Source organism: Rothia mucilaginosa, from assembly GCF_001061665.1.
In the GTDB taxonomy this organism is placed as follows: domain Bacteria; phylum Actinomycetota; class Actinomycetes; order Actinomycetales; family Micrococcaceae; genus Rothia; species Rothia mucilaginosa_A.
This window is the reverse complement of sequence record NZ_JVSP01000004.1, coordinates 31859-55506: the sequence shown is the minus strand read 5'-3', so window position 1 is coordinate 55506 and position 23648 is coordinate 31859. Positions and strand designations below refer to the sequence as shown.

Sequence of the window (23648 nt, the reverse complement as noted above, 5' to 3'; positions counted from 1 at the left end):
CTGTTCTGTGGCGGGCAATGCGAGGGGATGTGATCAAAACGAGGTGAAAAGTAGTTGCTTCAACTAGAAAGTTTCTTTAGGTTTAGGTTGATGTTCCGCGGAATATCAAGGGAAAACGGGGTATTTTACTTCCGCGCATGTCTCACTGAAGCCCACTGAGAAAGATGCATCCGAGTGCCAAATTAGAGCAAAGCCAAAAATTTTTTTCAGTGATATGGCCCACTTATTGGAGCTGAAAAATAAAATTGGTACGTATGGATATCCTAAAAAACGGGTGTAATTATTACAGAACGGTTACAGTGAGGCTTCGGTCACTTAAATTGGCACTCCGTACCAAAATGGCCCGCCGGACAGGGTGAAAAAACTCCGCTATGATGGATGCATCAAGTAATCGTGAGATTTCCAAAGTCCTCGGGTTGCTTGTGTTTGAGTGAGTGATAGATACCCCTGGGTGTCATGAGAAGCGACTGTGTATCGATGCACGGTCGCTTCTCTGTTTAACTTTTAAAATTCAAGCGGTGCCTCGGCTGGAACCTCATCCGAGCTGCACCCGTCCCGGGCAAAGGCTGTGCGTTCAAAGTCGAGCGCACCCAAGAAACCGCCGAGGCGCATCCCGCAGGGGAGTATCCCGACACCTCCTCAACCGGAACACCCTCTACACTGGAAGTATGACTACATACCCCGAATCCACCCTCATCTTCGAGAACCCCGAACTGACCGTGCGCGCCCTCAGTGTTTCCGAGATGGACAATAGCGTCTACCTCATCACCATGCGCGCCACGGGCGAACAGGTGCTCATCGACCCGGCCGCAGAAGCCGAGGAGCTCTACGCCTTCACCCTCGATGCACTACTTCAGGACTGCCCGCAGCTGGAACTCACCGATGCCGAGGACCGCCGCGTGCGCGTCATGGAGAAGGAAGAAGACTTTGATGCCCTCAAACCCCGCGCAATCGGCCTGACCGGCATCCTGGTTACCCACGGCCACTGGGACCACATTCGCGCCATTGCCGAGCTCGAGAAGCTCACTGGCGCAATCACCTCCGCCGGGGATGCCGATGCCGACGCCATTAAGGAGCAGGAGAACTTCGAAGTGGAGGAGCGCCTGCACGGTGGTGAGGTCTTCGATTTCTACCTCTCCGACACCGTGGTGCGCGCCCTGCATGTGCCCGGCCACACCCCCGGATCCATCGTCTACGTGCTCGAAACCGCGTGGGAGGACGGCACCCCCGCAACCCTGTTGTTCACCGGCGATGCGCTCTTCCCCGGCGGCGTGGGCAAAACCGACTCCCCGCAGCAATTCGGCGAACTCTTCTCCAACGTGCTCGAAAAGCTTTTCGGAGGCTTCGAGGACGATGCAATCGTGCTGCCCGGCCACGGTCGTTCCACGACCCTCGGTGACGAGCGCCCGCACCTGGAGGAGTGGGGTACCCGCGGCTGGTAGCCCGGCCCCGGCGCGCTCTCGCCGCCACGCGAATTTGGAATGTCTCTTCGTGCGTGCGCGATGCCCCTCCTTCCGCGCGTTTTTGCGGATACTTCGCGCTTGCCGTGCGGCTTCGCACTGCACCCTTACGCCCCGTACGCCGGCAACTTAATCCCGCCGGCTACGGGGCGCTAAGGTGTAGAATTTAAATTCGAAGATAAGACGAAAGGATTTTCGATGACACCCCGCCCGGCACACGGTAGCACCGCACTCAAAGCGAACGACCTAACCAGTATTCGTGTGCAGGGTGCCCGCGAAAACAACCTTAAGAACGTAGACCTGACCATCCCGCGCGATGCGATGGTCGTCTTCACGGGCCTCTCCGGCTCCGGCAAGTCCTCCCTCGCCTTTGACACCATCTTCGCCGAGGGTCAGCGCCGCTACGTCGAATCGCTCTCCTCCTACGCCCGCATGTTCCTAGGCCAGGTCGACAAGCCCGACGTCGACTTCATCGAGGGCCTCTCCCCGGCGGTGTCTATCGACCAGAAGTCCACCTCCAAGAACCCGCGCTCAACCGTCGGCACCATCACCGAAATCTACGACTACATGCGTCTGCTCTGGGCGCGCATCGGCCACCCGCACTGCCCCGAATGTGGCGAGGAAATCACCCAGCAGACCCCGCAGCAGATCGTGGACACTCTGCAGGAGTACCCCGAACGCACCCGCCTGCAGATTCTCGCGCCCGTCGTCAGCGCACGTAAGGGCGAATTTGTGGACCTCTTCAAGGACCTGCTCACCCAGGGCTATTCGCGTGCCCGCGTGGACGGCGAAACCGTGCAGCTCTCCGACCCGCCCAAGCTCGCCAAGCAGTACAAGCACACCATCGAGGTGGTCGTCGACCGCATCGTCATTAAGGACGGTATTCACCAGCGCCTGACCGACTCCATCGAAACCGCGCTCAAGCTCGCCGACGGCCGCGTGCTCATCGACTTCGTGGACCGTGAGCAGGACGACCCCGAACGCACCCGCTCCTTCAGTGAAAACCTCGCCTGCCCCAATAACCACCCGCTGCAGATTGACACGATCGAGCCGCGCGCCTTCTCCTTCAACTCGCCGTTCGGTGCGTGTAGCGCCTGCGACGGCATCGGCTCGCGCCTGGAAGTCGACACCGAACTGCTCGTACCCAACCCCGATCTAACCCTCGGCGAGGGCGCTATCGCCCCCTGGTCGCAGGGCAAAGCAACCACCGAATACTGGCTGCGCCTGCTCGCAGGCCTGGGGGAGGAGCTCGGCTTCGACCTGAACACCCCCTTCAAAGACCTGCCCGCCAAGACCCGCGCCGCCATTCTGGACGGCAAGGACTACAAGGTTGAGGTCTCCTACCGCAACCGATTCGGCCGTGAACGCCGCTACACCTCCGGATTCGAAGGCGTGAAGGCATACATCAAGCGCAAGCACGAAGAAACCGAATCGGACTTCGCCCGCGACCGCTACGAACAGTACATGCGCCAGGTCGCCTGCCCCTCCTGCGGTGGCGCGCGCCTGAACCCGACCATCCTCGGCGTGAAGGTCGGTGGCCAGTCCATCGCAGACATCACCGACCTGTCCCTGGCCGACGCGCTCGCCTTCGTGCGCGGCCTGCAGCTCAGCGCCCGCGAAGCCAAGATCGGCGAGCAGGTCCTCAAGGAAATCGACGCGCGCCTGCAGTTCCTGCTGGACGTGGGTCTGGACTATCTGACCCTCTCACGCTCCGCCGGTACGCTCTCCGGCGGTGAGGCCCAGCGCATCCGCCTGGCCACCCAGATTGGTTCGGGCCTGGTCGGTGTGCTCTACGTGCTCGACGAGCCCTCCATCGGCCTGCACCAGCGCGACAACCGCCGCCTCATCGAGACCCTGACCAAGCTGCGCGATATGGGCAACACGCTTATCGTGGTTGAGCACGACGAAGACACCATGCGCGAAGCCGACTGGATCGTGGACGTAGGACCCGGCGCCGGCGAGCACGGCGGCGAAATCGTGCACTCCGGCAGCTTCGAGGACCTGCTGAAGAACACCCGGTCCATCACCGGCGACTACATGGCTGGCCGCCGCAGCATTGAGGTGCCCGCCTCCCGCCGCCCCGTGGACAAGAAGCGACAGCTGATCGTGCGCGGCGCCCGCGAAAACAACCTCAAGAACGTGACTGTGTCCTTCCCGCTGGGCGTGTTCACCGCGGTGACCGGTGTGTCCGGCTCGGGCAAATCCACCCTCGTCAACGACATTCTGTACACCTCCCTGGCGAACAAGCTCAACGGCGCCAAGCAGGTGCCCGGCCGCCACAAGAGCATCGACGGCCTGGAACACCTGGACAAGGTCATTCACGTGGACCAGTCGCCCATCGGCCGCACCCCGCGCTCGAACCCCGCCACCTACACCGGCGTGTTCGACCACATTCGCAAGCTGTTCGCAGAGACCAGCGAAGCGAAGATGCGCGGCTACACCCCCGGCCGATTCTCCTTCAACGTCAAGGGTGGCCGCTGCGAGGACTGCTCCGGCGACGGCACCCTGAAGATTGAAATGAACTTCCTGCCGGACGTGTACGTGCCCTGCGAAACCTGCCACGGCAAGCGCTACAACCGCGAAACCCTCGAAGTGCACTACAAGGGCAAGACCATCGCCGACGTGCTCGAAATGCCCGTGGAAGAAGCCGCCGAGTTCTTTGCCGCGTTCACCCCGATTGCGCGCCACCTGAACACCCTCGTGGACGTGGGCCTGGGCTACATTCGCCTGGGCCAGCCCGCAACCACCCTCTCCGGCGGTGAAGCGCAGCGCGTGAAGCTCGCAACCGAACTGCAGAAGCGCTCCAACGGCCGCTCCATCTACGTGCTGGACGAGCCGACCACCGGCCTGCACTTTGAAGACATCCGCAAGCTGCTCGCCGTGCTGCAATCGCTGGTTGACAAGGGCAATAGCGTCATCACCATCGAGCACAACTTGGACGTCATCAAGTGCGCTGACTGGATTGTCGACATGGGTCCCGAAGGCGGTAGCGGCGGCGGCACCGTCATCGCCGAAGGTACCCCGGAGCACGTGGCGACCGTCAAAGGCTCGCACACCGGCGCCTTCCTGGCGGAAATTCTGAACTAGTCGAGAACTTGAACTAAAGGAAAGTTACGTGACCGACACTCAAGGAAACACATCTGCTCAAGGAGTTGCCCGAGGCGCTACGAGCTTTGGCGCGCGTCGGGGAGTCGTGAATCGCGGTGCCGTGACCACTCTGGACCGGGCGCGGCACATCCTGCACACCCAGCTTGAGGCGGACTTCTGCCAGGCGCCCGGGTCGATTAGCCGCGCCCTTCAAGAGATGCGCGACTATCCTGATGCCGAGAGCCTGCCGCTACTCGCCACCGTGCAGCCTCCCTCGGAGAAGATGGGGGCCGCACGCCGCCGCAACGACGATATCTGGGAGTTGCGCGTCGCCAACTACGCGAGCGTAGGCATTCTCTGCGCCAAGCATCCGCGCGTACTCGAAAAGGCCATCGACTACATGCTCGGCGACCAGTCGAACTGGCTGGGCGACTATGCACAGCTTCGCCAGCTCAACGAACTGCTCACCCCCTACACCCAGCAGGTTAGCGGCACGAGCATCTACTATACGCCCGGCCGCGCCCTGCTGAACTCGGTCGTACCCGAGGGCGTGCAGGCGCAGGAGGTCAAGTGCGCCGTGCCCGGTGTGGGTATGATGCGCCGCGTTGACCCCGCCGAGCTGAAGGCGGCACTGCTTGCCGAAATCACCGGCGAGCGCGTGGTCCGCAGGGAGGCGAACGCCTCCGCTGGGGCGCTTGAGGTTGCCCCGGAGGATACGGAAGCGCGCGTAACCCGCCTGCGCGTGGACCTGCTGAGCGAAGAGCAGATCGAGTCGTTCCGCGGGGATAAACGCTACTCGAACGCGCTGGGCTTTAGTGAACGCCGCCCGGATGTGCTGGTTCTGGCCGCATACCCGGTGGATGAGAACGCATCTAAGGCACCTGATGCACCCGCAGCGGGGGAGAGCCCCGCGCTCGCAGACCCTATCGCTATGGTTGGTCTGAGTGACGATTCGCCGATTATGCGCCAGATTGGTATTGATGTGCTGCCCGCCTTCCGCGGTGCGGGTATTGCGAGTGCCCTGGTGCGTGATGCGGCACGCCTGACCCTGGCGGAAGGGTACCTGCCGTTCTACGGTACGAGCCCGTCGCACATGCTGTCGCAGCGGGTTGCGTTGAACGCGGGGCTGGTGCCGACCTGGTGGGAGTACGTTTCCACCAGCATGAACGACCTGCCCCTGGACTAGAATTGCCCGCGCTGGGTATAACGGACAATAGGTACGCAGCATGTGCGCAAGGCCCCCGAGATTCTGCATCTCGGGGGCCTTTTATGTACTGAGTTTCGCGTGCTAGTTTCGCGGGGGTAGAACCTGACCGGTTATAGCTCCGCGCCGTTGCTGGCAATCACCTCGCGGTACCAGTGGAAGGACTTCTTGCGGTAGCGCGCCAGGGAGCCGGAGCCGTCGTCGTTGCGGTCCACGTAGATGAACCCGTAGCGCTTGGACATCTGCGCGGTGGAGGCGCTAATCATGTCGATGCAACCCCAGGTGGTGTAGCCGAGCACGTTCACGCCGTCCTCAATCGCCTCGCGTACGGCGTGCAGGTGCTGGCGCAGGTAGTCGATGCGGTAATCATCTTCCACGGTGAGCTCGCCATTCACCTCGACCAGCTCGTCGCGGGCGCCCAGGCCGTTCTCCACGATGAACAGCGGCTTCTGCCAGCGGTCCCAATACTGGTTGAGGACCACGCGCAGGCCGGTCGGGTCAATCTGCCAGCCCCATTCGCTGGCGGGCAGGGTCGGGTTCGCCACGCCGCCGAGGATGTTGCCTTCACAGCGTTCGCCTCGTGCCGGGTCGCCGGTCGCGCAGGTGGACATGTAGTAGCTGAACGACACGAAATCCACGGTGTTCTTCAGATCCTCGCGGTCCTGCTCGGTGATGTTCAGCTCCACGCCCTTCTCACGCAGAGCACGCATGAAGTAGCCGGGGTATGCGCCGCGCACGTGCACGTCACCGAACGCGAAGTTCGCCTGTTCCGTCTGCATGGCGGCGAGTACGTCGGCGGGGTCGGGGGTGAGCGGGTAGGTGGGCATGGCAAGAATCATGCAGCCGACCTGGGCGCCGGGTGCCAGTTCGCGTGCCGCAGCGGTAGCGCGTGCGGAGGCGACCAGCTCGTGGTGCATTGCCTGGTACAGGTCTGCGTCGCTGAGCTGATCTGCCGGGGTGTTAATGCCGCCGGACATGAACGGCAGGTGCAGCATGGAGTTGATTTCGTTAAAGGTCAGCCAGTACTTTACACGCTTGCCGTAGCGGGCGAACACGGTGCGGGCGTAGCGTTCGTAGAAGCCGATGAGCTCGCGGCTGGTCCAGCCGTTGTACTGCTCGACCAGGTGCAGCGGGGTTTCGTAGTGGCTGAGGGTGATGAGCGGCTCCATGCCGTGCTTTTCGAGCTCGTCGAGCACGCGGTCGTAGAAGGCGAGGCCCGCCTCGTTCGGGGTTTCTTCGTCGCCGCGGGGGAAGATGCGCGACCAGGCGATGGAGAAGCGGAAGACCTTAAAACCCATCTCCGCGAGCAGGGTGATGTCTTCACGGTAGCGGTGGTAGAAGTCGATGCCTTCCAGCTTGAGGTTGTCCTCGGTGGGTTCTGCGGTGCGCGGGTACAGGCCGCCGGCAGGCAGCACATCCTGCAGGCTGGGGCCCTTGCCGTCTTCGTTCCAGGCGCCTTCGAACTGGTTGGCGGCGGTGGCGCCTCCGAAGAGGAAGCCGTCAGGGAACGCGCCGAGCGGCTGCGGCTCGGTCAGTGCCGGGTTGGAGTTGGGCAGAGCGGTGGTCTGGGCGGTGATGTGCTGGTCCTGATGCACGGCGTCCTCCAAGGTGCTTTGGGTCTTTCTTCTACCCTAGCGGAGGGGGTGGGGGATTACTAGGTTTTGCGCTGTTTGGGACGCTATCGGGCATGCGAAAGCCCGGCGTCCTCACACGAAAATTCACATGAGAATACCGGGCTTTTACGCGGTGCTGCTATACAGCGCTTTTACGCTGAGCTAGGCTTTTACGCTGATCTAGGCCGCCGCGGGGCCTGAGCCGCTAGTTGGCGAAGCCGAGCGCGAACAGCCACGCGGTACCGACCGCACCCCAGACGACGAGGTTCACGATAGCCGCCATGAAGCCGATCTTGAACCATTCGCCCACGCTGAAGTAGCCGGAACCGTAGTACACGCCCGCCGGGCCGGAGGCGTAGTGGGTGATGCCGCCAATCAGGTTACCCATGAAGCCGAGGAACAGAGCCGCAAACATCGGCGGAACACCCGCCGCGACGGCCGCACCGAGGAACACAGCGTACAGGGCCACGATCTGGGCGGTGTTCGAGGCGAACATGTAGTGAATGAAGAAGTAGGCCAGAACCAGCACGGTGAAGGCCAGGGGCCAGGCCATGCCGCTGACGCTGTGGGCGGCCTGCTGGCCAATCCAGTCCACGACCTTGAGCTTCTTGAGGTGGTCGGCCATGCCGACGAGCACGGCGAAGAAGATGAGGGTGGACCAGGCGCTGGAGTTCTTCGCCATGTCCTTCCAGGTCAGAACCTTGGTCACCAGCAGAATACCGATGCCGAAGAAAGCGGCGCTGGTGGCGTCAATACCCAGTGCGGTACCGGTCACCCACAGGATTAGCAGCAGCATGAAGGTGCCGAGCATAATCCATTCCTTCACGCTCATGGGGCCCATTTCGTGCAGTTCCTGGCGGGCATGCTCGGGTGCGTCCGGGGTCTTCTTGATGGTCGGCGGGTAAATCTTCGACATGATCCACGGCATGACAATCAACGCGGCAAGACCGGGAACGATGGCGGCCAGGGCCCAGGTACCCCAGTCGAGGTTGATGTTGTGGTCGTGCGCGAACTTCTGCGCCAGCGGGTTACCCGCCATAGCGGTCAGGAACATGGCGGAGGTGATGGTGTTGACCTGCGCCTCGGTCATGAGCAGGTAGGAGCCGAGCTTACGACGCGATTCGGGGGTTTCGTTGGTGGAGCCGTTGACCTCGGAGAGGGAACGGATAATCGGGTAAATCACGCCACCGGCACGCGCAGTGTTGGAGGGAGTGGCGGGGGCGAGCACCAGGTCGGTGATGGCCATACCGTAGGACAGGCCCAGGGAGGACTTGCCGAGCGCACGCACGAACAGCAGCGCGATGCGCTTGCCCAGACCCGTAATGAGGAAGCCGTCGGCGATGAAGAAGGCGGCCACGATAATCCAGATGGAGGAGTTACCGAAGCCGGTCAGCGCCTCATTCTTGGCGGCCATCGTGCCGGTAATCATGGCGACGGCCAGGCCCACGAGAGCCACGGACGGGGTGGGCAACGGCTGGAAAATCAGGCCGAGAATGGTACCGACGAAGATGGCGAGCATGTGCATGCCGCGCGGGTCGACGCCTTCGGGGGCGGGAACGAACCAGATGGCGAGGGTGACGGCTACGATGATGGCAACCTGCACGATAAGTTTCGTGCGCTTGGACTTCGCCGCCTTCACCTCCTCGGCGGATGCGGCGGTGGGCGCCGCTGCGTTGGCGGGGGTGGACTGTGTCATGGTCCGATCTCCTTTGCGAAACGTACAGGTTGGCGCGCTCGGGGAGTGGTTCTCACCGGGCGCGGAGTGCGTTTCTTCTGCGTTGTCATGCTGTGTCTATGTGCTCGGTGCGGCAGTGTGGGGTGCCGCACTATAGCACCTTTAATCTTAGCGTTTGGGGGTGCCATGCTAAAGGGGTAAGCCGGCGCATTTGAACAGGTGAGCATTTTTCTGCGCGGGCGTTTTCGCCGCCGCCGGTAAGATAGAAAACGTGCAGATTATTCGAGAAACCACACCCGAGTCGGGTGATATCCTCATCCACCACGAGCAGACGGTGCAGATGCTCCGCGAGGTCGCAAGCGGTCAGCGCGAAGCGACCCTACGCATGTACCAGCCGAACCCCACGGTGGCGTTCGGCCGCCGCGATGAGCTGAACCCCGGATTCGCCGATGCCGTGGCCGCGTGCGAGGAGCACGGCTTCAGGACCCTGGTGCGCAAGGTGGGCGGTCACGCCGCCGCGTACCACCGCGGATGCCTGGTGGTGGACCACTTCCAGCCGGCCACCGACGCCCGCAGCGGCAATACGGTACGCTATCGGCTCTTCGGCTCCATGTTCGCCCAGGCCCTGCGCGAGGTCGGCGTGGATGCGCGCGTGGGCGAGATCCCGGGGGAGTACTGCCCCGGCGAGTACTCGGTGTACGCGCAGCTTCCCGAATCCGCCGGCGGCGGGCGCATCAAGCTGGTCGGCACGGCCCAGCGCGTGGTGAGCGGCGGCTGGTGGTTCAGCACGGGCATCGTGGTCTCCGATTCGGCTTCGCTGCGGGCGGTCACCGCGGACGTGTACCGCGCCCTCGGCATGGAGCTCAACCCGGCGACGGTGGGCGCGGCGCAGGATGCGAACCCGAGCCTGCTCATGGAGGACCTTGAGGACGCCATCGTGGAGGCCTACGCGAGCCACGGCTTCAAGTAGGCGGCCCGAGGGGGAGCCCCGGAACATCCGTACACAGTAAACGCACTAGAGTAAAGCAAAGGAGCGCATATGCGTTGGGGTCAGATTAAAGACGAGAAGGGCAGCCGCGCCGTCTGTTTCTTTGAGGAAACGGTCTACGAGCTGCCGGCTAAGTTGAGCCCTCTGCTCAATTTCTACAGCCGGTTCCGCCTGAACTTTGGCGACCCGAAGAACGCGCTGTCGATTCTGAAGGAGAACGGCGCGACGGTCATGGGTCACGGCGAGCAGCTCTGGGAATCCCTGCCCTTTGTACGGCCGCTGGATAAGCCCGGCAAGGTCGTGTGCGCCGGCCTGAACTACCGCGACCACGCCGAAGAGATGAACCTGCCGGTGCCCGAGTACCCGGCGCTCTTTGCGAAGTTCTCGAACGCGCTCATCGGCCCGAATGATCAGATTCGCATGCCCGCCGACGACGGCACGGGTAGCACGAAGGTCGACTGGGAGGTTGAGCTGGGCCTGGTGGTTGGGGTGCGCCTGCGCAACGCCACCGAGGAGCAGGCGCTTGAGGGTCTGATGGGTTACACGGTCATCAACGATGTGTCGGTGCGTGACTGGCAGGGGCGTTCTTCGGAGTGGTTCCAGGGTAAGAACTGGGATGCGATGACTCCGTTCGGCCCGGTCATCGTGAGCGCCGACGAGGTGGATCCGCTTGCCGGCCTGGAGCTGACCTGCGCGGTGGACGGTGAGGTGCGTCAGCGCGGCTCGACCGCGGACATGCTGTTCAGCCCCGCGTACCTGCTGTCGTATATTTCGCGGTTCATGACCCTGGAGCCGGGTGACCTGGTGGCCACGGGTACGCCCGCCGGCGTGGGGCTTTCGTTGCATCCGCGCCGGTGGCTGAAGCCGGGGCAGGAGGTGCGTACCCGCATCGAGGGCATCGGCGAGCTGGTGAATGTCTGCTCGGAGGCGGGCGCGCTGTAGGGGAGTGCCTGCAGGATAGGGACGATGCGGGATCGGTTCGGCCGATACGGTTTCGTGCCGGTTCCTACTGGAAGGCCCGGATTGCAGCCCTTCGCACGGGTCTCTCGAAGGCCTTCAGAACCGAATACTTATGCATCCCATCCGTGTCGGCAGGGCGCGGGTGGGATGCCTTTTTATGTCTTATCTGCCTAGTGGAAACCGCGCAATAGAGATTACATTTCAGGGTAAGAAAAATTGCAGGGATGAATGATTACTCTGTGCGTAAGAGCGGGATTAGGGTGTAAAAACCTTCACCCTTTACCCCGATTTCACCCTCGCGCGAAGGGGTTCGAGGTGTTTGTGGCGGGGTGGCTACGGGGGTGCGATGGGGCAGGAGTCCCAGGATGTGGCCGAGTGTGAGAAATTCAACATTTGTCATGTCGGGGGTCACAGTGGGCTTGTTTGGTGCACCATTTCGGGGAAGGGTGCGGATTTTTTGTTTTTCGTCGGGAGTTTCCTCTGACTAGGAGGAAGGCTTAGACACTCCGGTGCAAATTCTTTTGAATCGAACATCGGTAAATACATTACAGTGCAGTGATAATTCACCCTGAACCTGAACCTTTAGCGACTATATGAGTGGTTGTTATCACATTCTCGTTTTGCGCTTACCCCTCGGGAATCGGTAGGGTATGGGGATTGTCTGAGAGTTTCCTGGGAATTCCTGCCAGTTTCTCGGGGCGTCGCAACGCACTCGCAGACGAATATTTCACTCACGTCCGTGTTTGTTCATACAAACGCACTCACTCAAACAAGCCGACACGAACGGAAGAAAAACGCATGACCATTACTGCACCCAAAAACCAGGTACAGAACCCCGCGGTAGCCACTGCTGAGGCCGCCGCGCAGAACTTTACGCAGGCCCTCGCGCTAACCTCCGCGACGGGTCTGGCCGCCGGCTCGGCGCAGAACGCGAACCCGCGCTTTGCCGGCCGCCGCCGCGCATCCCTCGCCGTTACCGCGGCACTGGCCACCGCCATCACCGGCGCCAACCTGCCGGCAACCTTCGCGGCTCCCGCCGCTTCGACGACCACGCAAGGCACCTCCAGCGAAACCAATTGCGTTGAGGCCGGCCAGAAGAACGTGCCGACCCTCGCAACCCTCACCTCCGTGGCACCCGGCCCCACCTGCTACTGGAACGAAGACCAGCAGGCAAAGACCATCAACACCCTGGCACCGGTGAACTCGTCCCTGACTCGGGAAAACCTGATTACCACCGAGAACACCTCGCCCCTGAGTGGCAAGCTCGCCAGCGACTCCTTCGCCGCGCAGAAGCTCACCGGCACCGAAGCCGTCGCCCCCAACAGCAGCGAGATCAGCCGCACCTTCCTCGAGTACAGCGCAGACGCCGGTAACCACCCCGTCACCACCGCCATTAACGCGGGTACCGTCCGTAAGGACCGCTCCCAGACCGTTGGCGCCCACGAGAACATCCCGACCCTCGCGGTGAACTCCGCCAACCCGCACCAGGAGTACGTCGAGGTCGTCTCCCGCGATCAGCGCGTTAACGCCAAGGCCGAGAATAAGCGCATCCTGACCGGCGGCGTGCCGATTCCGGGCTGGCTGGCCGAAGACCACGGCCTCTCGGGTGACCAGTCCCTCGCCCTGTACGACGAGGCGACCGGCATCTGGCGTTCCTACTTCAAGTTCGTGAAGGACGCCGACGCCCAGACCTACACCAGCACCGCCCGTGTGCAGGTTGGCGGCGGCAACGCCTCCACCCCCAAGAGCGCGAAGATTCAGTACGAGACCGTGGGCCGCGGCAACGCCGGTCAGACCGTGACCATCAAGGCCCCCGTAAGCATCGACGTGAAGTCCGGTAGCGCCCGCACCTCGTACCCGATTGCGCGCGGCGCCAAGTTCCGCCTGGCCAAGAACGTACCCGGCGCGTCCATCAACGAGACCACCGGCGAGATTACCTACAAGGTGCCTGCAGGAACCCGCGGCACCGTGGATATTCCCGTGGCAGTGGACTACCCTGCGACCTACCACGTCTCCTCGGGCGGCTACATGCTCGCCAAGCCCAACTTCGAGGGCGTGGGCGAGGACAACTACTGGCTGACCCTCAAGAACGGCACCTCCTCGGTCGTGGGCATGGCCAACGAGCTCACCCAGATTGGCGTGGACGAGCTGAAGGCCGGCAAGATCAACCACATGGTCTCCATTACTGCCGCCGACTACGCCGCCATGAGCGCCTCCTTCCCCGCGAAGGGTACCGACGGCAAGCTGGACCTTTCCAAGTACCCGAACGCACCGCGTGCCGGCCAGCGTGGCTTCCTGCCCGCCAGCTTCGACGTGGAGGAGTTCCTGGCCAACACTGGCCACGCGGACGACCAGCTCACCCGCATGATCCTGACCGCGATGAAGGAATACGGCTTCATCCTGACGGACCACAACCTCTTCACCAACGCCTTCAACCTGGAGGCTCCCAGCTCCTACGCGCCCTACGCGCGCCAGGGTAAGAACGTGTACAAGGAAGACCCGCAGCTGGCCGCCATGTTCGCGAACTTCGTGCCCAGCGGCTTTACGGGCAACCAGTTCCCGTGGCAGCAGGTGCAGTGGATGCCGGTGAACTACACCGAGTCCGCAGAGAACGCCGCCCGCCGCGAGGGCCTGCAGGTTCCCGAGACGAACGCCGCCGCCGATGCGAAGGCAGTCACCAACAACGCGGCAGATAACGCTGCCGATAAGGATAAGCAGGGCGCCGCGGAGAAGATTGCACGCCCCGTGACCGCACGCAGCCTGCGCGTTCGCCGCGCCACCGTGCGCACCCCGGATGCGCCGCGCATCAGCGACGCCGACAGCCAGGCGACCGCGGTGAACCAGGCCTCGGGCGCCGTGAAGTTCAGCTTCCCCGCTGACTCCTACGGCAAGACCGGAACCGGCTCCGGCGTGATTTACCAGCCGGCAGAGCATCACGCCACCGTCTACTCGGGTGAAACCGCCGTGGCGCAGAGCGTGCACCAGAGCCACAAGGTCTCCCCGAACTACCGTTACGCCCGCGACTACAACTTCCAGGAAATCGAGCAGACCCCGAACTTCCGCCCCAGCCGCTGGGTGAACAAGGAGAAGGTCAACACCGCTGGTGGCCAGTTCTCCAGCGCTGAGACCGGTATTCGTTTTGCCTCCAACGGCAAGACCGGCACCTACTCGATTGATCTGAACACCCACGAGGTCACCGGCACCACCTGGGATCTGCGTCGCGATAATGGTTCGAAGATTACTGTGAACCGCACCGGCAAGGCGCCCGCACGCATGTCCGACGTGAAGGCGAAGAGGGGCTCCGCCGCGCAGCTGTACTCGATCCCGCTGAAGGTGCACGTTGTGGATAAGAACAGCCCGATTGCCCGCGAGGATTCGGTCTCGCTGTACTCGGGTACCACCCAGAACGTGGCGGTGCTGAACAACGACGAGGCTTCCTTCGGCGCGTTCAGCCGCGGTGAGACCGTGAAGAAGCTGGAGCTGCTGAACCAGCGCGGCCAGGTCGTCAGCTCCTACAGCGACGAGTACGGCACCTACCGTGTGGTGAACCTGCCCGACGGCACCCAGGGCATTGCGGTGACCGCCAAGTCGAAGCAGGGCTTCGCGCCGCTGGTTCGCTACCGCGCGGTGACCGACAAGGGCGTGAAGTCCTCCGAGGGTTACCTGCAGGTGGCAGTCGCTAACCGCTAGCCGGACGCACCAGCAGTATTAGCGCGCATAGGGGAGAGGGGCACGTCAAGAAAGCACGCCGCGCAGGCGTAACTTCCTTGACGTGCCCCGCACCTGTACATAAGGTGAAAATACTATGACTAGCCACCACGAAGACCACCACGAAAATTCCGCCGAAGCTAACACCCACCACGCCGCCAACCACGCTACCGGGGCGCCCGCCTCTGCGCCTCTCTTTGAAGGGCGCGGCCCCAAGGACTGGGAGGAGCAGTTCGGCCCGTCCGTGGCGATCTTCTCGGCGCTCGCGAACCCGCTGCGCCTGGCCATTGCGCACCACCTGGTGCACCGCCCGCACAGCGTGAGCGAGCTGCACACCTGCCTGGGTATTTCTCAGCCGCTGGCCTCGCATCACCTGCGCATCCTGCGTGAGGCGCACGTGATTGACCGTGAGCAGCACGGCCGCACCACGATTTACCGGCTGAAGGACCATCACATTAGTCACATTGTGACGGACGTTCACGAGCATACGCGTGAGCATCATGCGGACTAGTCCGCCCTCAAGCTGAGCGTTGGCTGGGAGCCGTTGTAAGATGGTGTGTGTCCGTGCACCAGTACAGTGCGGAATAGTATGCGCACCCGCGGCGCCCCGAGCGGCCGCGAGCGCCTGAGTTAAGGAGACTTATGTCTGCCGCTGATTCTTCAGCAATTGTTATTAGCGTTTCCGGTGAGGAGCGCGAGGTCACCGCGAAGACTGCCGCTGAGCTGTTCGCAGACGACCCGAAGATCGTTGTGGCACGCGTGAACGGCGTGCTCGTTGATCTCTCCCACGAGCTGTCTGCTGGCGATTCCGTTGAGCCGGTTTTCATTCACGAACCGGACGGCCTGAACGTGCTACGCCACTCTGCCGCGCACGTGATGGCGCAGGCGGTGCAGGAGTACCGCAAGGACGCCAAGCTGGGCATTGGCCCGTACATTACTGACGGCTTCTACTTTGACTTTGATGTGGCTGAGCCGTTCACCCCGGAAGATCTGAAGAAGATCGAGAAGTCGATGATGAAGATCATCAAGTCCGGTCAGCTGTTCCGCCGCCGCGTGGTCACCCACGACGAGGCTGTCGCCGAGATGGCGAACGAGCCGTACAAGCTGGAGCTGCTCTCCCTGACCCAGGGCCCCGGTTCTGGTGCGGATGCTGCCGAGGGCGCATCCGTGGAGGTCGGCGAGGGTGAAATCACCATCTACGACAACGTGCACCCGAAGACCGGCGAGACCGTCTGGAAGGACCTCTGCCGCGGCCCGCACCTGCCGAACACCAAGCTGATCGCTAACGGTTACGCCCTGATGCGTGCCGGTGGCGCGTACTGGCGCGGTTCTGAGAAGAACCCCATGCTGCAGCGTATTTACGGTACCGCATGGCCGAGCAAGGACGAGCTGGTCGCCTACAAGGAGCGCATCGCTGAGGCGGAGCGCCGCGACCACCGCCGTCTGGGCCGTGAGCTGGACCTATTCTCCTTCCCGAAGACCATTGGCCCCGGCCTGCCGGTCATTCACCCTAAGGGTGGCGTGATTAAGCGCGAGATGGAAGACTACGTGCGCACCCGCCACATTCAGGAAGGCTTCCAGTACGTCAGCACCCCGCACATTTCGAAGGAAGACCTGTTCTACACTTCCGGTCACCTTCCGTACTATGCGGACGGCATGTTCCCGCCCATGGAGCTGGACAACGGTCATTACCGTCTGAAGGCTATGAACTGCCCGATGCACAACGAGATTTACCGTTCTCGTGGCCGTTCGTACCGTGAGTTGCCGCTGCGTTTCTTCGAGTTCGGCACCGTGTACCGTGACGAGAAGTCCGGCGTGCTGCAGGGCCTGACCCGCGTGCGCATGATTACCCAGGACGACTCGCACTCGTACGTGACCAAGGAGCAGGCACCGGACGAGGTGCGTCACCTGCTGAAGTTCATGCTGAGCCTGCTTGAGGACTTCGGCATGACCGACTTCTACCTTGAGCTGTCGACCCGCGACACTGAGGGTGATAAGAAGGATAAGTTCATCGGTACTGATGAGCAGTGGGAAGAGGCTACCGCGGTTCTGGAGCAGGTTGCGAAGGAGACCGGCCTGGAGCTCGTTCCGGATCCGGGTGGTGCTGCGTTCTACGGCCCGAAGATTTCGGTTCAGGCGAAGGACGCGATTGGCCGTACCTGGCAGATGTCGACCGTGCAGTACGATTTCAACCAGCCGAGCCGTTTCGGTCTGGAGTACCAGGCTGCGGACGGCACCGTGCAGGAGCCGGTCATGATTCACTCGGCGAAGTTCGGCTCGATTGAGCGCTTCTTGGGCGTGCTGACTGAGCACTATGCGGGCGCGTTCCCGGCATGGCTGGCACCGGTCCAGGTCATTGGTGTGCCGGTGGCTGAGGCGTTCAACGACTACATGACCGAGATCGCGGACAAGCTGCGCGCGCACGGTGTGCGTGTTGAGGTGGATTACGGTTCGGATCGCTTCACGAAGAAGATTCGTACCGCGTCTACTGAGAAGGTTCCGTTCATTCTGATTGCTGGCGGTGAGGATGCGGAGCACGGCGCTGTTTCGTTCCGTTTCCGCGGTAACAAGCAGGAGAACGGTGTGCCCGTGGATGAGGCTGTGGCACGTATTGTGGAGCATATCCGCAACCGCGTGAACGAAGACCCCAAGCCCAGCACTGAGGCTGCTGAGTAGTACTAGGCTTTCTGGTCTAACTCATATATAGAAAACCACCCCCTTTGCGGCGACAAGCTGCGGAGGGGGTGGTTTCTATACCTAGAATAATGTAATGTGACATATAGACTATACGTCAGTGTTGGGTCAAATATTATATACCTAACATTTGATACTTATCTTGGGAAAGGAGATATTTATGACATGGGGTAAAAATCTAAAAAATACATCCCTTAATGATGGAGCTGCCATAGAGGCACCGTCGGGTGATTTGTATATCAAAACTAGCAAAAAAATTTGGTATATCTTGAAGGAACATAAAAATAATTTAGATTTAAATGCTGAAAACTTAGAAGAGGTTTTGGAAAAATCTGAATCAGAATTTGTTTTTGATATTAGCTGGGTGGAGTCCACTCTTTATGCACAGAGATGGCTGCAGAGAATTGATGATTGTCCCTCAAACTGTTCCCAGAAGGCTATAATTTATCTTCTTAAAAAGCATGATTATAATCATCTTTCATTTATAACCAACAATACACCCCGAGTCTTACTGGATGAGGTAGAGAGCATTATCTGTCCAAAATGTCGTGTAAATGCAGGGATTCTGGCATATTATTCAGAGACTTTGAGCGCAGAGAACCTAATTAGAAGAGGATACTTTAGTAAATTCTTAAATAAATTTGACGGGTATAAATATATTAGCAAGGAGAAGTTTTTAGAAAATACGGATGGGTGTACATATTATAGTTGTAGCACAGGAAGCGCTGTGAATTTTGCATTTAACAGTATTCATGCAGATACTGAAATATTAGGTGGAATATTTAATTTTGATAGGTTTTTTGAATGGGTTAGTGCCCGTAAGGAAGAATATTTCTGGAAAGAAAGTAATGGCGAGAGTAATGTAGAAGCCGTTAGAGAGTGGACAACTCCTATAATCTACAACGCCCCCGATATTAATAGTGGGCGCAAGGAATATAAACTACCTAATTTATTTTCTTATGCAAATATGGTTTATTATATCGACGCTAATAAAGATAAGATTATTGATATCTTCCTTGAAAATGGTAATTCAATATCAAAATTTTTTGATTGCCCTATCTATAGCAATCAGGTTAAAAACGAGATTAAGCTGTCTTTGCTTCTTGGTTGCAGTAAAAGGCGGGCAATTGAATTGCAAAATTTTCCTGATTCTATTTATACCCATAGCTTGGAATGGGCATTGGGAGGAAAAGTGGAAGCAAAGAAGAGTATCGGTAGAAAGAAAATCGATGGCAATTTAAAGATGGGTAGGGATTTTGACGTTTTATTGCAATCTTCGCAAAATGGAGAAACTCATGGTATTCCCTGGGGAAGCACAGCAAGCCAAGTTATAGTTGAAATGTATATGTGTAAATTGGATAAAGCCCTACTGGATAAAGGTGTGGTTTCGTTTGCAAGAGATTTCGATAGTATCATATTCTCATATAATACAGAATCTGATTTAGTGGATATCGAAAAAAATGTTCGCGATACATTGGGTGAATATAATCTTGGGCTAAATAATGCTCATACCAAGGATTTTATGTTCCCAGTTATTGAGCTCTCGGGCAAGGAATCCATCATTAATTACTTTGATGGAGTTCCTCTTTGCTCTAATTTGGATATTGAAAGTAAGAATATTAATAATATTAATCTTTCTATTAGGGAGAATGTATATAAATTTATTGACTACTGCTCCCTGGAGGAATGCAAGGGAAATGAAGGTAGTCTGGGGCTGATGATTCCCACCCTTATTGAAAATATTATGAATGGGCAGATTGACTCCTTGCTGAGTGCAGTATGCTCCACTCCTGCAGGTAAGTATGAGTCTGTCCTTAATATTATTTTAAATCCTGATCCCATTTCGAACTTGAGTATTTTTGAGAAGATTCTAGACCTATGTCTTATGTACCCAGAAATGACTCAAGAATTTATAGATTTCTCAAGATATGTATTCTATGTAATGAAAGTTAATGGTGTGGGTCATCATGCGAGAGAGCAGATTGTTGCGAGGGTTCATTCATATTTTTCTAAAATGAATGGAAGTTTGGGAAATAGAATTCACCATCTATTGCGGCGAAAAAATAGTCAAGAGCTACATTCGCTGTTGATACTAATAATTATCTTTGACTATGATATCCTTTATCAAGGAGAAGAAGATGTTAAAGAAATTTGCAAATTGATTATTGAGTCTGGAATGGATGATATTAGCCTGATTCTTGCTACAATTATTTATTATCGCAAATGTAATAATTTTAATGATTTATTAGATATTTCTGCAAAAGTTCTATGGATGACTCATCGTTTAATCTGCACCCAGGAGGATATGGATTATTCCGAAGATGATAGTTTGTGGTATACGAAACTTTGTTCCTGTGGAAAAGAGTTTTCCGGTGAGTTATGGATGTATAGGTATTTTATGTACTCATTGAATAGCGATAATGGGTATGAGGCAACAGAATCTTCGGGGAATAAAAATATTCATGAATCATTTCGGGAATCTTTAAGTGTAATTAAGCGTGAAAAAAATATATCCCTAGAGAATCATTTTAAATTTAGATTAACAGAAGAGGAGGTTAAGGAAAGGGCTGATAATAGAAAAAATGGCAAGAAGCTTGGCATGATTGTTCATATGTTCTATAGAGAAATGTTGGATGCGGGCATTAGGTTTGTGAATCCTGGAAGTTGGGGGATGATATTTGAAGGTGGTGAAGTGATTGATGAACCATTTGGTTACAGATATGGATTGTATTAGATTTGTGAATATCTATTTATATTAAATAATTTATTTTTCGTGGCAAATTACATGTTTTTGAACGGGATACTTGATTCCGTTCGGAGTTATTTAAATATTTTTATTTACTTGGTTTGTTAATTTTTCAGATAATTGGAATGTTGGCAAGTATTGAGATGGTAAATTAGTAACCATAAAATGCTAGTCGCCATCTATCTGTTTGTTGTAATCTAGAGTATCGGAACCTCTTAAACTGCAAAGAAGGGACCCGGCGGGCTATCTATCAGATAGCCCGCCGGGTCCTCCTTTATGCATCTTGGGGAACAAATTAGCCCTGAGAACTCTCAAAGTTCTGTAAGGAGCTATCTAGCAAATAACCTGGCCAACAGTTGCACGTCATGAATTTATGATTCTCAGGTAGCTGACGCTGTTTTCCACAGGTCGTCTTTTTCTTTCTTCCGAGACTAGTTTTCCACAGATTGCTGATAATCATGCACGCTCCTCAAAATCACGGTAGGGTTCATTTACCCACATGAAGGAGCGACAACCATGGCGAAAAGGAAACGCCTCATATCCGGCGAGAAATTAAACTGCCGGTATCCACGTTGCGTTGAAATCTGGACACATCCTCCCATTACCTCATATGTTGACATTGAAAACCAATTTCTCAGGTTATGAGATATCCGCAACCGCGTGAACAAAGACCCCAAGCCCAGCACTGAGGCTGCTGAGTAATAAGGGTTTAGGCTTCTACCTAGCTTTATAGAAAACCACCCCCTTTGCGGCGACAAGCTGCGGAGGGGGTGGTTTTTTACGTTTTATGGCGGTTGGACGGGGGAGTGCGGTTGGGTGCAGAAAGTTGTGTCGTGGGCTAGTTTTTAGTCCCAGAGTGCTAGCGTGGTAGTAAGGCGAACGTCCATAGTCATTCAGAAAATGGGTAGCTGGATGGTTCTGAAAATGATGTATCGCTGTTGATTATTGAGGGAGCACGAGTGTATGAAGTCGAATAAGTATGTTCCTGTTGGGATGCTGTTCTTGATTCTGGCAATTATCTTGAACGTAGTGTCAAATGTCAGCGACCTGGTGCTTGGAATTCTCTACGGCATCTCGATAGCAGTATTGATTATTGGACTATTTAATAGTCGAAAATAAGTGCTGCAACAGACGAAAACGGACCCGGCGTGCCATCCATATTGGATAACCCACCGGGCCCTTTCTGGGTGCAGGGGATCGGATTAGCTCTGAGAGTCCTCAAGGTTTTGCAAGAATGCACCCAGCGAAACGCTTGGATCGCTCTCCAAAACCCAATCAGTATTGCCGTTCGATGCGCTACCCACGACAAACTTCGATGCCGCCGACTGGCTTGTAAACTCAATCGGCTTTACGATCTTCAAACCCTCAAGATGACCGGCGGTAGCCTGCTCGCTGCGGGTGACCTCCAAGGACTCCAAATCCTTCAGATAGCGGGCCTCAGCCTTCTTCGGCGCACGCACCGGCAGAACCTCACCCTCAAAAACCTCGACGTTCACGCGTGCCCCAAGGTTACCCACGATTCGCGCACGAGCGGGGACCGCCAGATTCTTTCGCTTGATACGGAACACCGCCTCGGCAAAAGCCGGATGAGATTCCGGGCGAGAGTCATCGGAAAATGGGGTTGTACCAACAGAAGTCTCGGTAGGTTGGTTCTGCTGTGTGTTCTGTGTTATTTCCGGCTGCGAACTAGCAACGGTGGGAGTAATATTCTCCGAGGTAACGGGTTCAAACATATAGTGTCCGCTTGCGCGAAGCATCAGAAGAACCTCATGGACTAAGGGGCTGAGAATGGCCTTCTTGACCTTCGCAATATTTCCCGAGAATGGGATATTGCCGTTCTCCAATGCATAGCGATTGGCCTTCTGAGCCTGACGGCAGAACGCACTTTCCAGGTAGTTCAGTTCCGTCGCCTCCCAAGAATTATCGGTAGGTGCAATTAGATACGCAGTATCCCAAAAGTCCTTCTGGCGGTCGTGCTCACGAATGCGACCCATGAGCCCATTACCGTTCACTCGCTTTGCGGCCTGACCAATATAGATACGCGGATTATCAGTCGAAGAATTCGTGAGGAAATAGATACCCGAGAACTGCAGCTCATCCTCATCCTTATACTTATCCAGCAGGGTGCGCGGAAGCTTGTCAATTGTAATGTTGCGGTTATACAGCTGATAGGTGATGCGCTCGTTAACATCGCCCTTCCAGAGGGTCGTATGTAGCTGAACAGTAGCCGGGGTGATAGACACGGTGCTCCTTCGCTGCCGTTGTGAGTGAACAATCGAGATGAGACCCTCATAGGGGTCCTGACTAGCAATAATACAGGGTTATCGATTCCTGCGAGATACTTCAAGTCATCAAAAAGACCCGGCTGGCTATCCATCAGATAGCCCGCCGGGTCCTCCTTATGAATTCATGGCCCAAAGGTAGCTTGCACTGTTTTCCACAGGTCGTCTTTTTCTCGATTTCGAGGCTAGTTTTCCACAGATTGCCGAACAAACGCCCACGCTCCTCAAAATCACGGTAGGGTTCATATACCCACGTGAAGGAGTGAAAAGCATGGCGAAAAAGAAACGCCTCATATCCGGCGAGAAATTCTACTGTCGGTGCCTCAGCTGCAGCGAAACCTGGGATTACCCACCCGTTATCTCATACCTCGACGATGAGAACACCCTCCGCATCACAGACCGCCACACAACCTGTACCGCTACCGACCCGGCTCGAGACATGGCATACAACTTCAGCATTGCCCTATCCTGCCGCAACGAAGAGACACTGGATAAGTACTGGCAGGTGATTCGTGGCTGCTCCTCCCACCGGAACTTCCACTACCACCGCTACAAGTACCGCAGTGACCGTTCCGTAGTCGAAGAGAACCGACCCCTGAATAGTATTATGGAAAGCAACGCCGCTTACGAAGAAGCAACAGCCTTTATCGTAGAAGGTGCATTTGAAGGGATTGAAGAATGGCAAGCATTGAAGTGATGAAAGAACGAGCTCGCATCGCGGGACGCTTCAACCTGTCTGCCCGCCGCGATCCAGAACACCGCGCACTCGTAGCCCTAGCAGCTCAACGCGCCGGGGGAGAATGCCACGTCATCCCCGCTGCGCCCGGCGAGAAAGTCGCTGACGTCTTCCGCCGCTCCCGTAACGTCGCCGGAGAATCAGCCGTTATCATCGTCACCGAAATCAACGGAACGCTCTACGCCCAAATCATCCAAGCCGAACGTGTGCGTAACCTCGGACAAGACTCACGAGGCGTAACAACCGTTGCGAGCGCATCCGGCGTTACCCAGCCAGAAACCGCACACGAAGACCTGACAATCGGCACCTTCTTGCAGTACGCACAGATGATTCTGAACGGCTCAGTTGTCCTAGAAAGCGACCTGAGCCCGGTGCAGGCAGTTGCACAGAACGCGCTAGGAACCCACCTGGTCACTGCCTAAAGACAGCCTAGAAGGAAACAAGCATAAAGGGACCCGGCAGGCTATCCATCAGATAGCCCGCCGGGTCCCTTCT

The 23648-nt window shown here is 57.5% G+C and carries 14 protein-coding genes; 11 read left to right on the top strand and 3 right to left on the bottom strand.

Features of this window, described 5'->3' with window-relative positions; all coding sequences use genetic code 11:
• Positions 1–668: 668 nt before the first annotated feature.
• The 3 genes from ADJ95_RS03140 (at position 669) to ADJ95_RS03130 (ending at position 5733) form a co-directional block, all read left to right on the top strand.
• Positions 669–1442, top strand: coding sequence for an MBL fold metallo-hydrolase (locus ADJ95_RS03140; RefSeq protein ID WP_049332485.1), 774 nt, complete (start codon positions 669–671; stop codon positions 1440–1442).
• A gap of 216 nt (positions 1443–1658) precedes the next feature.
• Entirely contained in the window at positions 1659–4547 is a 2889-nt protein-coding gene (uvrA, locus tag ADJ95_RS03135) for an excinuclease ABC subunit UvrA (RefSeq protein ID WP_049332484.1), read from the top strand.
• Between the two features lie 121 nt (positions 4548–4668).
• On the top strand, positions 4669–5733 hold the full coding sequence (locus ADJ95_RS03130) for a GNAT family N-acetyltransferase (protein WP_239662762.1): 1065 nt from the start codon (positions 4669–4671) through the stop codon (positions 5731–5733).
• Between the two features lie 131 nt (positions 5734–5864).
• Here the strand turns inward: ADJ95_RS03130 and ADJ95_RS03125 are convergent, their stop codons facing one another.
• Both ADJ95_RS03125 and ADJ95_RS03120 read right to left on the bottom strand, forming a co-directional pair.
• On the bottom strand, positions 5865–7346 hold the full coding sequence (locus ADJ95_RS03125; protein WP_049332549.1) for a glycoside hydrolase family 1 protein: 1482 nt from the start codon (positions 7344–7346) through the stop codon (positions 5865–5867).
• A gap of 223 nt (positions 7347–7569) precedes the next feature.
• The gene (locus ADJ95_RS03120) at positions 7570–9060 is read right to left on the bottom strand and encodes an anion permease (RefSeq protein WP_049332479.1); all 1491 of its coding nucleotides are present in this window, start codon (positions 9058–9060) and stop codon (positions 7570–7572) included.
• 250 nt (positions 9061–9310) lie between these two features.
• Between ADJ95_RS03120 and ADJ95_RS03115 the strand changes: the two genes are divergently transcribed.
• The 6 genes from ADJ95_RS03115 to ADJ95_RS03090 all read left to right on the top strand — a co-directional run bounded on the left by ADJ95_RS03115 (position 9311) and on the right by ADJ95_RS03090 (position 20123).
• Positions 9311–10009: a lipoate--protein ligase family protein gene (locus ADJ95_RS03115; protein WP_049332478.1), complete on the top strand. Its 699-nt coding sequence runs from the start codon at positions 9311–9313 to the stop codon at positions 10007–10009.
• A 69-nt stretch (positions 10010–10078) separates the two neighbouring features.
• Positions 10079–10969 (top strand): fumarylacetoacetate hydrolase family protein, encoded by an 891-nt coding sequence (locus tag ADJ95_RS03110; protein ID WP_049332476.1) that lies wholly within the window; start codon positions 10079–10081, stop codon positions 10967–10969.
• Between the two features lie 816 nt (positions 10970–11785).
• Entirely contained in the window at positions 11786–14677 is a 2892-nt protein-coding gene (locus ADJ95_RS03105; protein WP_239662761.1) for a Rib/alpha-like domain-containing protein, read from the top strand.
• A gap of 115 nt (positions 14678–14792) precedes the next feature.
• Positions 14793–15206 carry an ArsR/SmtB family transcription factor gene (locus ADJ95_RS09480; protein ID WP_049332473.1) on the top strand — a complete coding sequence of 138 codons (414 nt, stop codon included), beginning with the start codon at positions 14793–14795 and terminating at the stop codon, positions 15204–15206.
• Between the two features lie 131 nt (positions 15207–15337).
• The gene (thrS, locus tag ADJ95_RS03095) at positions 15338–17371 is read left to right on the top strand and encodes a threonine--tRNA ligase (protein WP_049332471.1); all 2034 of its coding nucleotides are present in this window, start codon (positions 15338–15340) and stop codon (positions 17369–17371) included.
• Between the two features lie 178 nt (positions 17372–17549).
• On the top strand, positions 17550–20123 hold the full coding sequence (locus ADJ95_RS03090; RefSeq protein ID WP_152691695.1) for an RNA-directed DNA polymerase: 2574 nt from the start codon (positions 17550–17552) through the stop codon (positions 20121–20123).
• A gap of 1214 nt (positions 20124–21337) precedes the next feature.
• Here the strand turns inward: ADJ95_RS03090 and ADJ95_RS03085 are convergent.
• The gene (locus ADJ95_RS03085; protein WP_049332467.1) at positions 21338–22378 is read right to left on the bottom strand and encodes a GIY-YIG nuclease family protein; all 1041 of its coding nucleotides are present in this window, start codon (positions 22376–22378) and stop codon (positions 21338–21340) included.
• A gap of 310 nt (positions 22379–22688) precedes the next feature.
• Between ADJ95_RS03085 and ADJ95_RS03080 the strand changes: the two genes are divergently transcribed.
• Positions 22689–23114: a hypothetical protein gene (locus tag ADJ95_RS03080; protein ID WP_049332465.1), complete on the top strand. Its 426-nt coding sequence runs from the start codon at positions 22689–22691 to the stop codon at positions 23112–23114.
• A complete protein-coding gene (locus tag ADJ95_RS09475; protein WP_239662760.1) occupies positions 23096–23575 on the top strand; it encodes a hypothetical protein in 480 nt (159 codons plus the stop codon). Before ADJ95_RS03080 ends, ADJ95_RS09475 begins: the two co-directional genes overlap by 19 nt.
• Positions 23576–23648 lie beyond the last annotated feature (73 nt).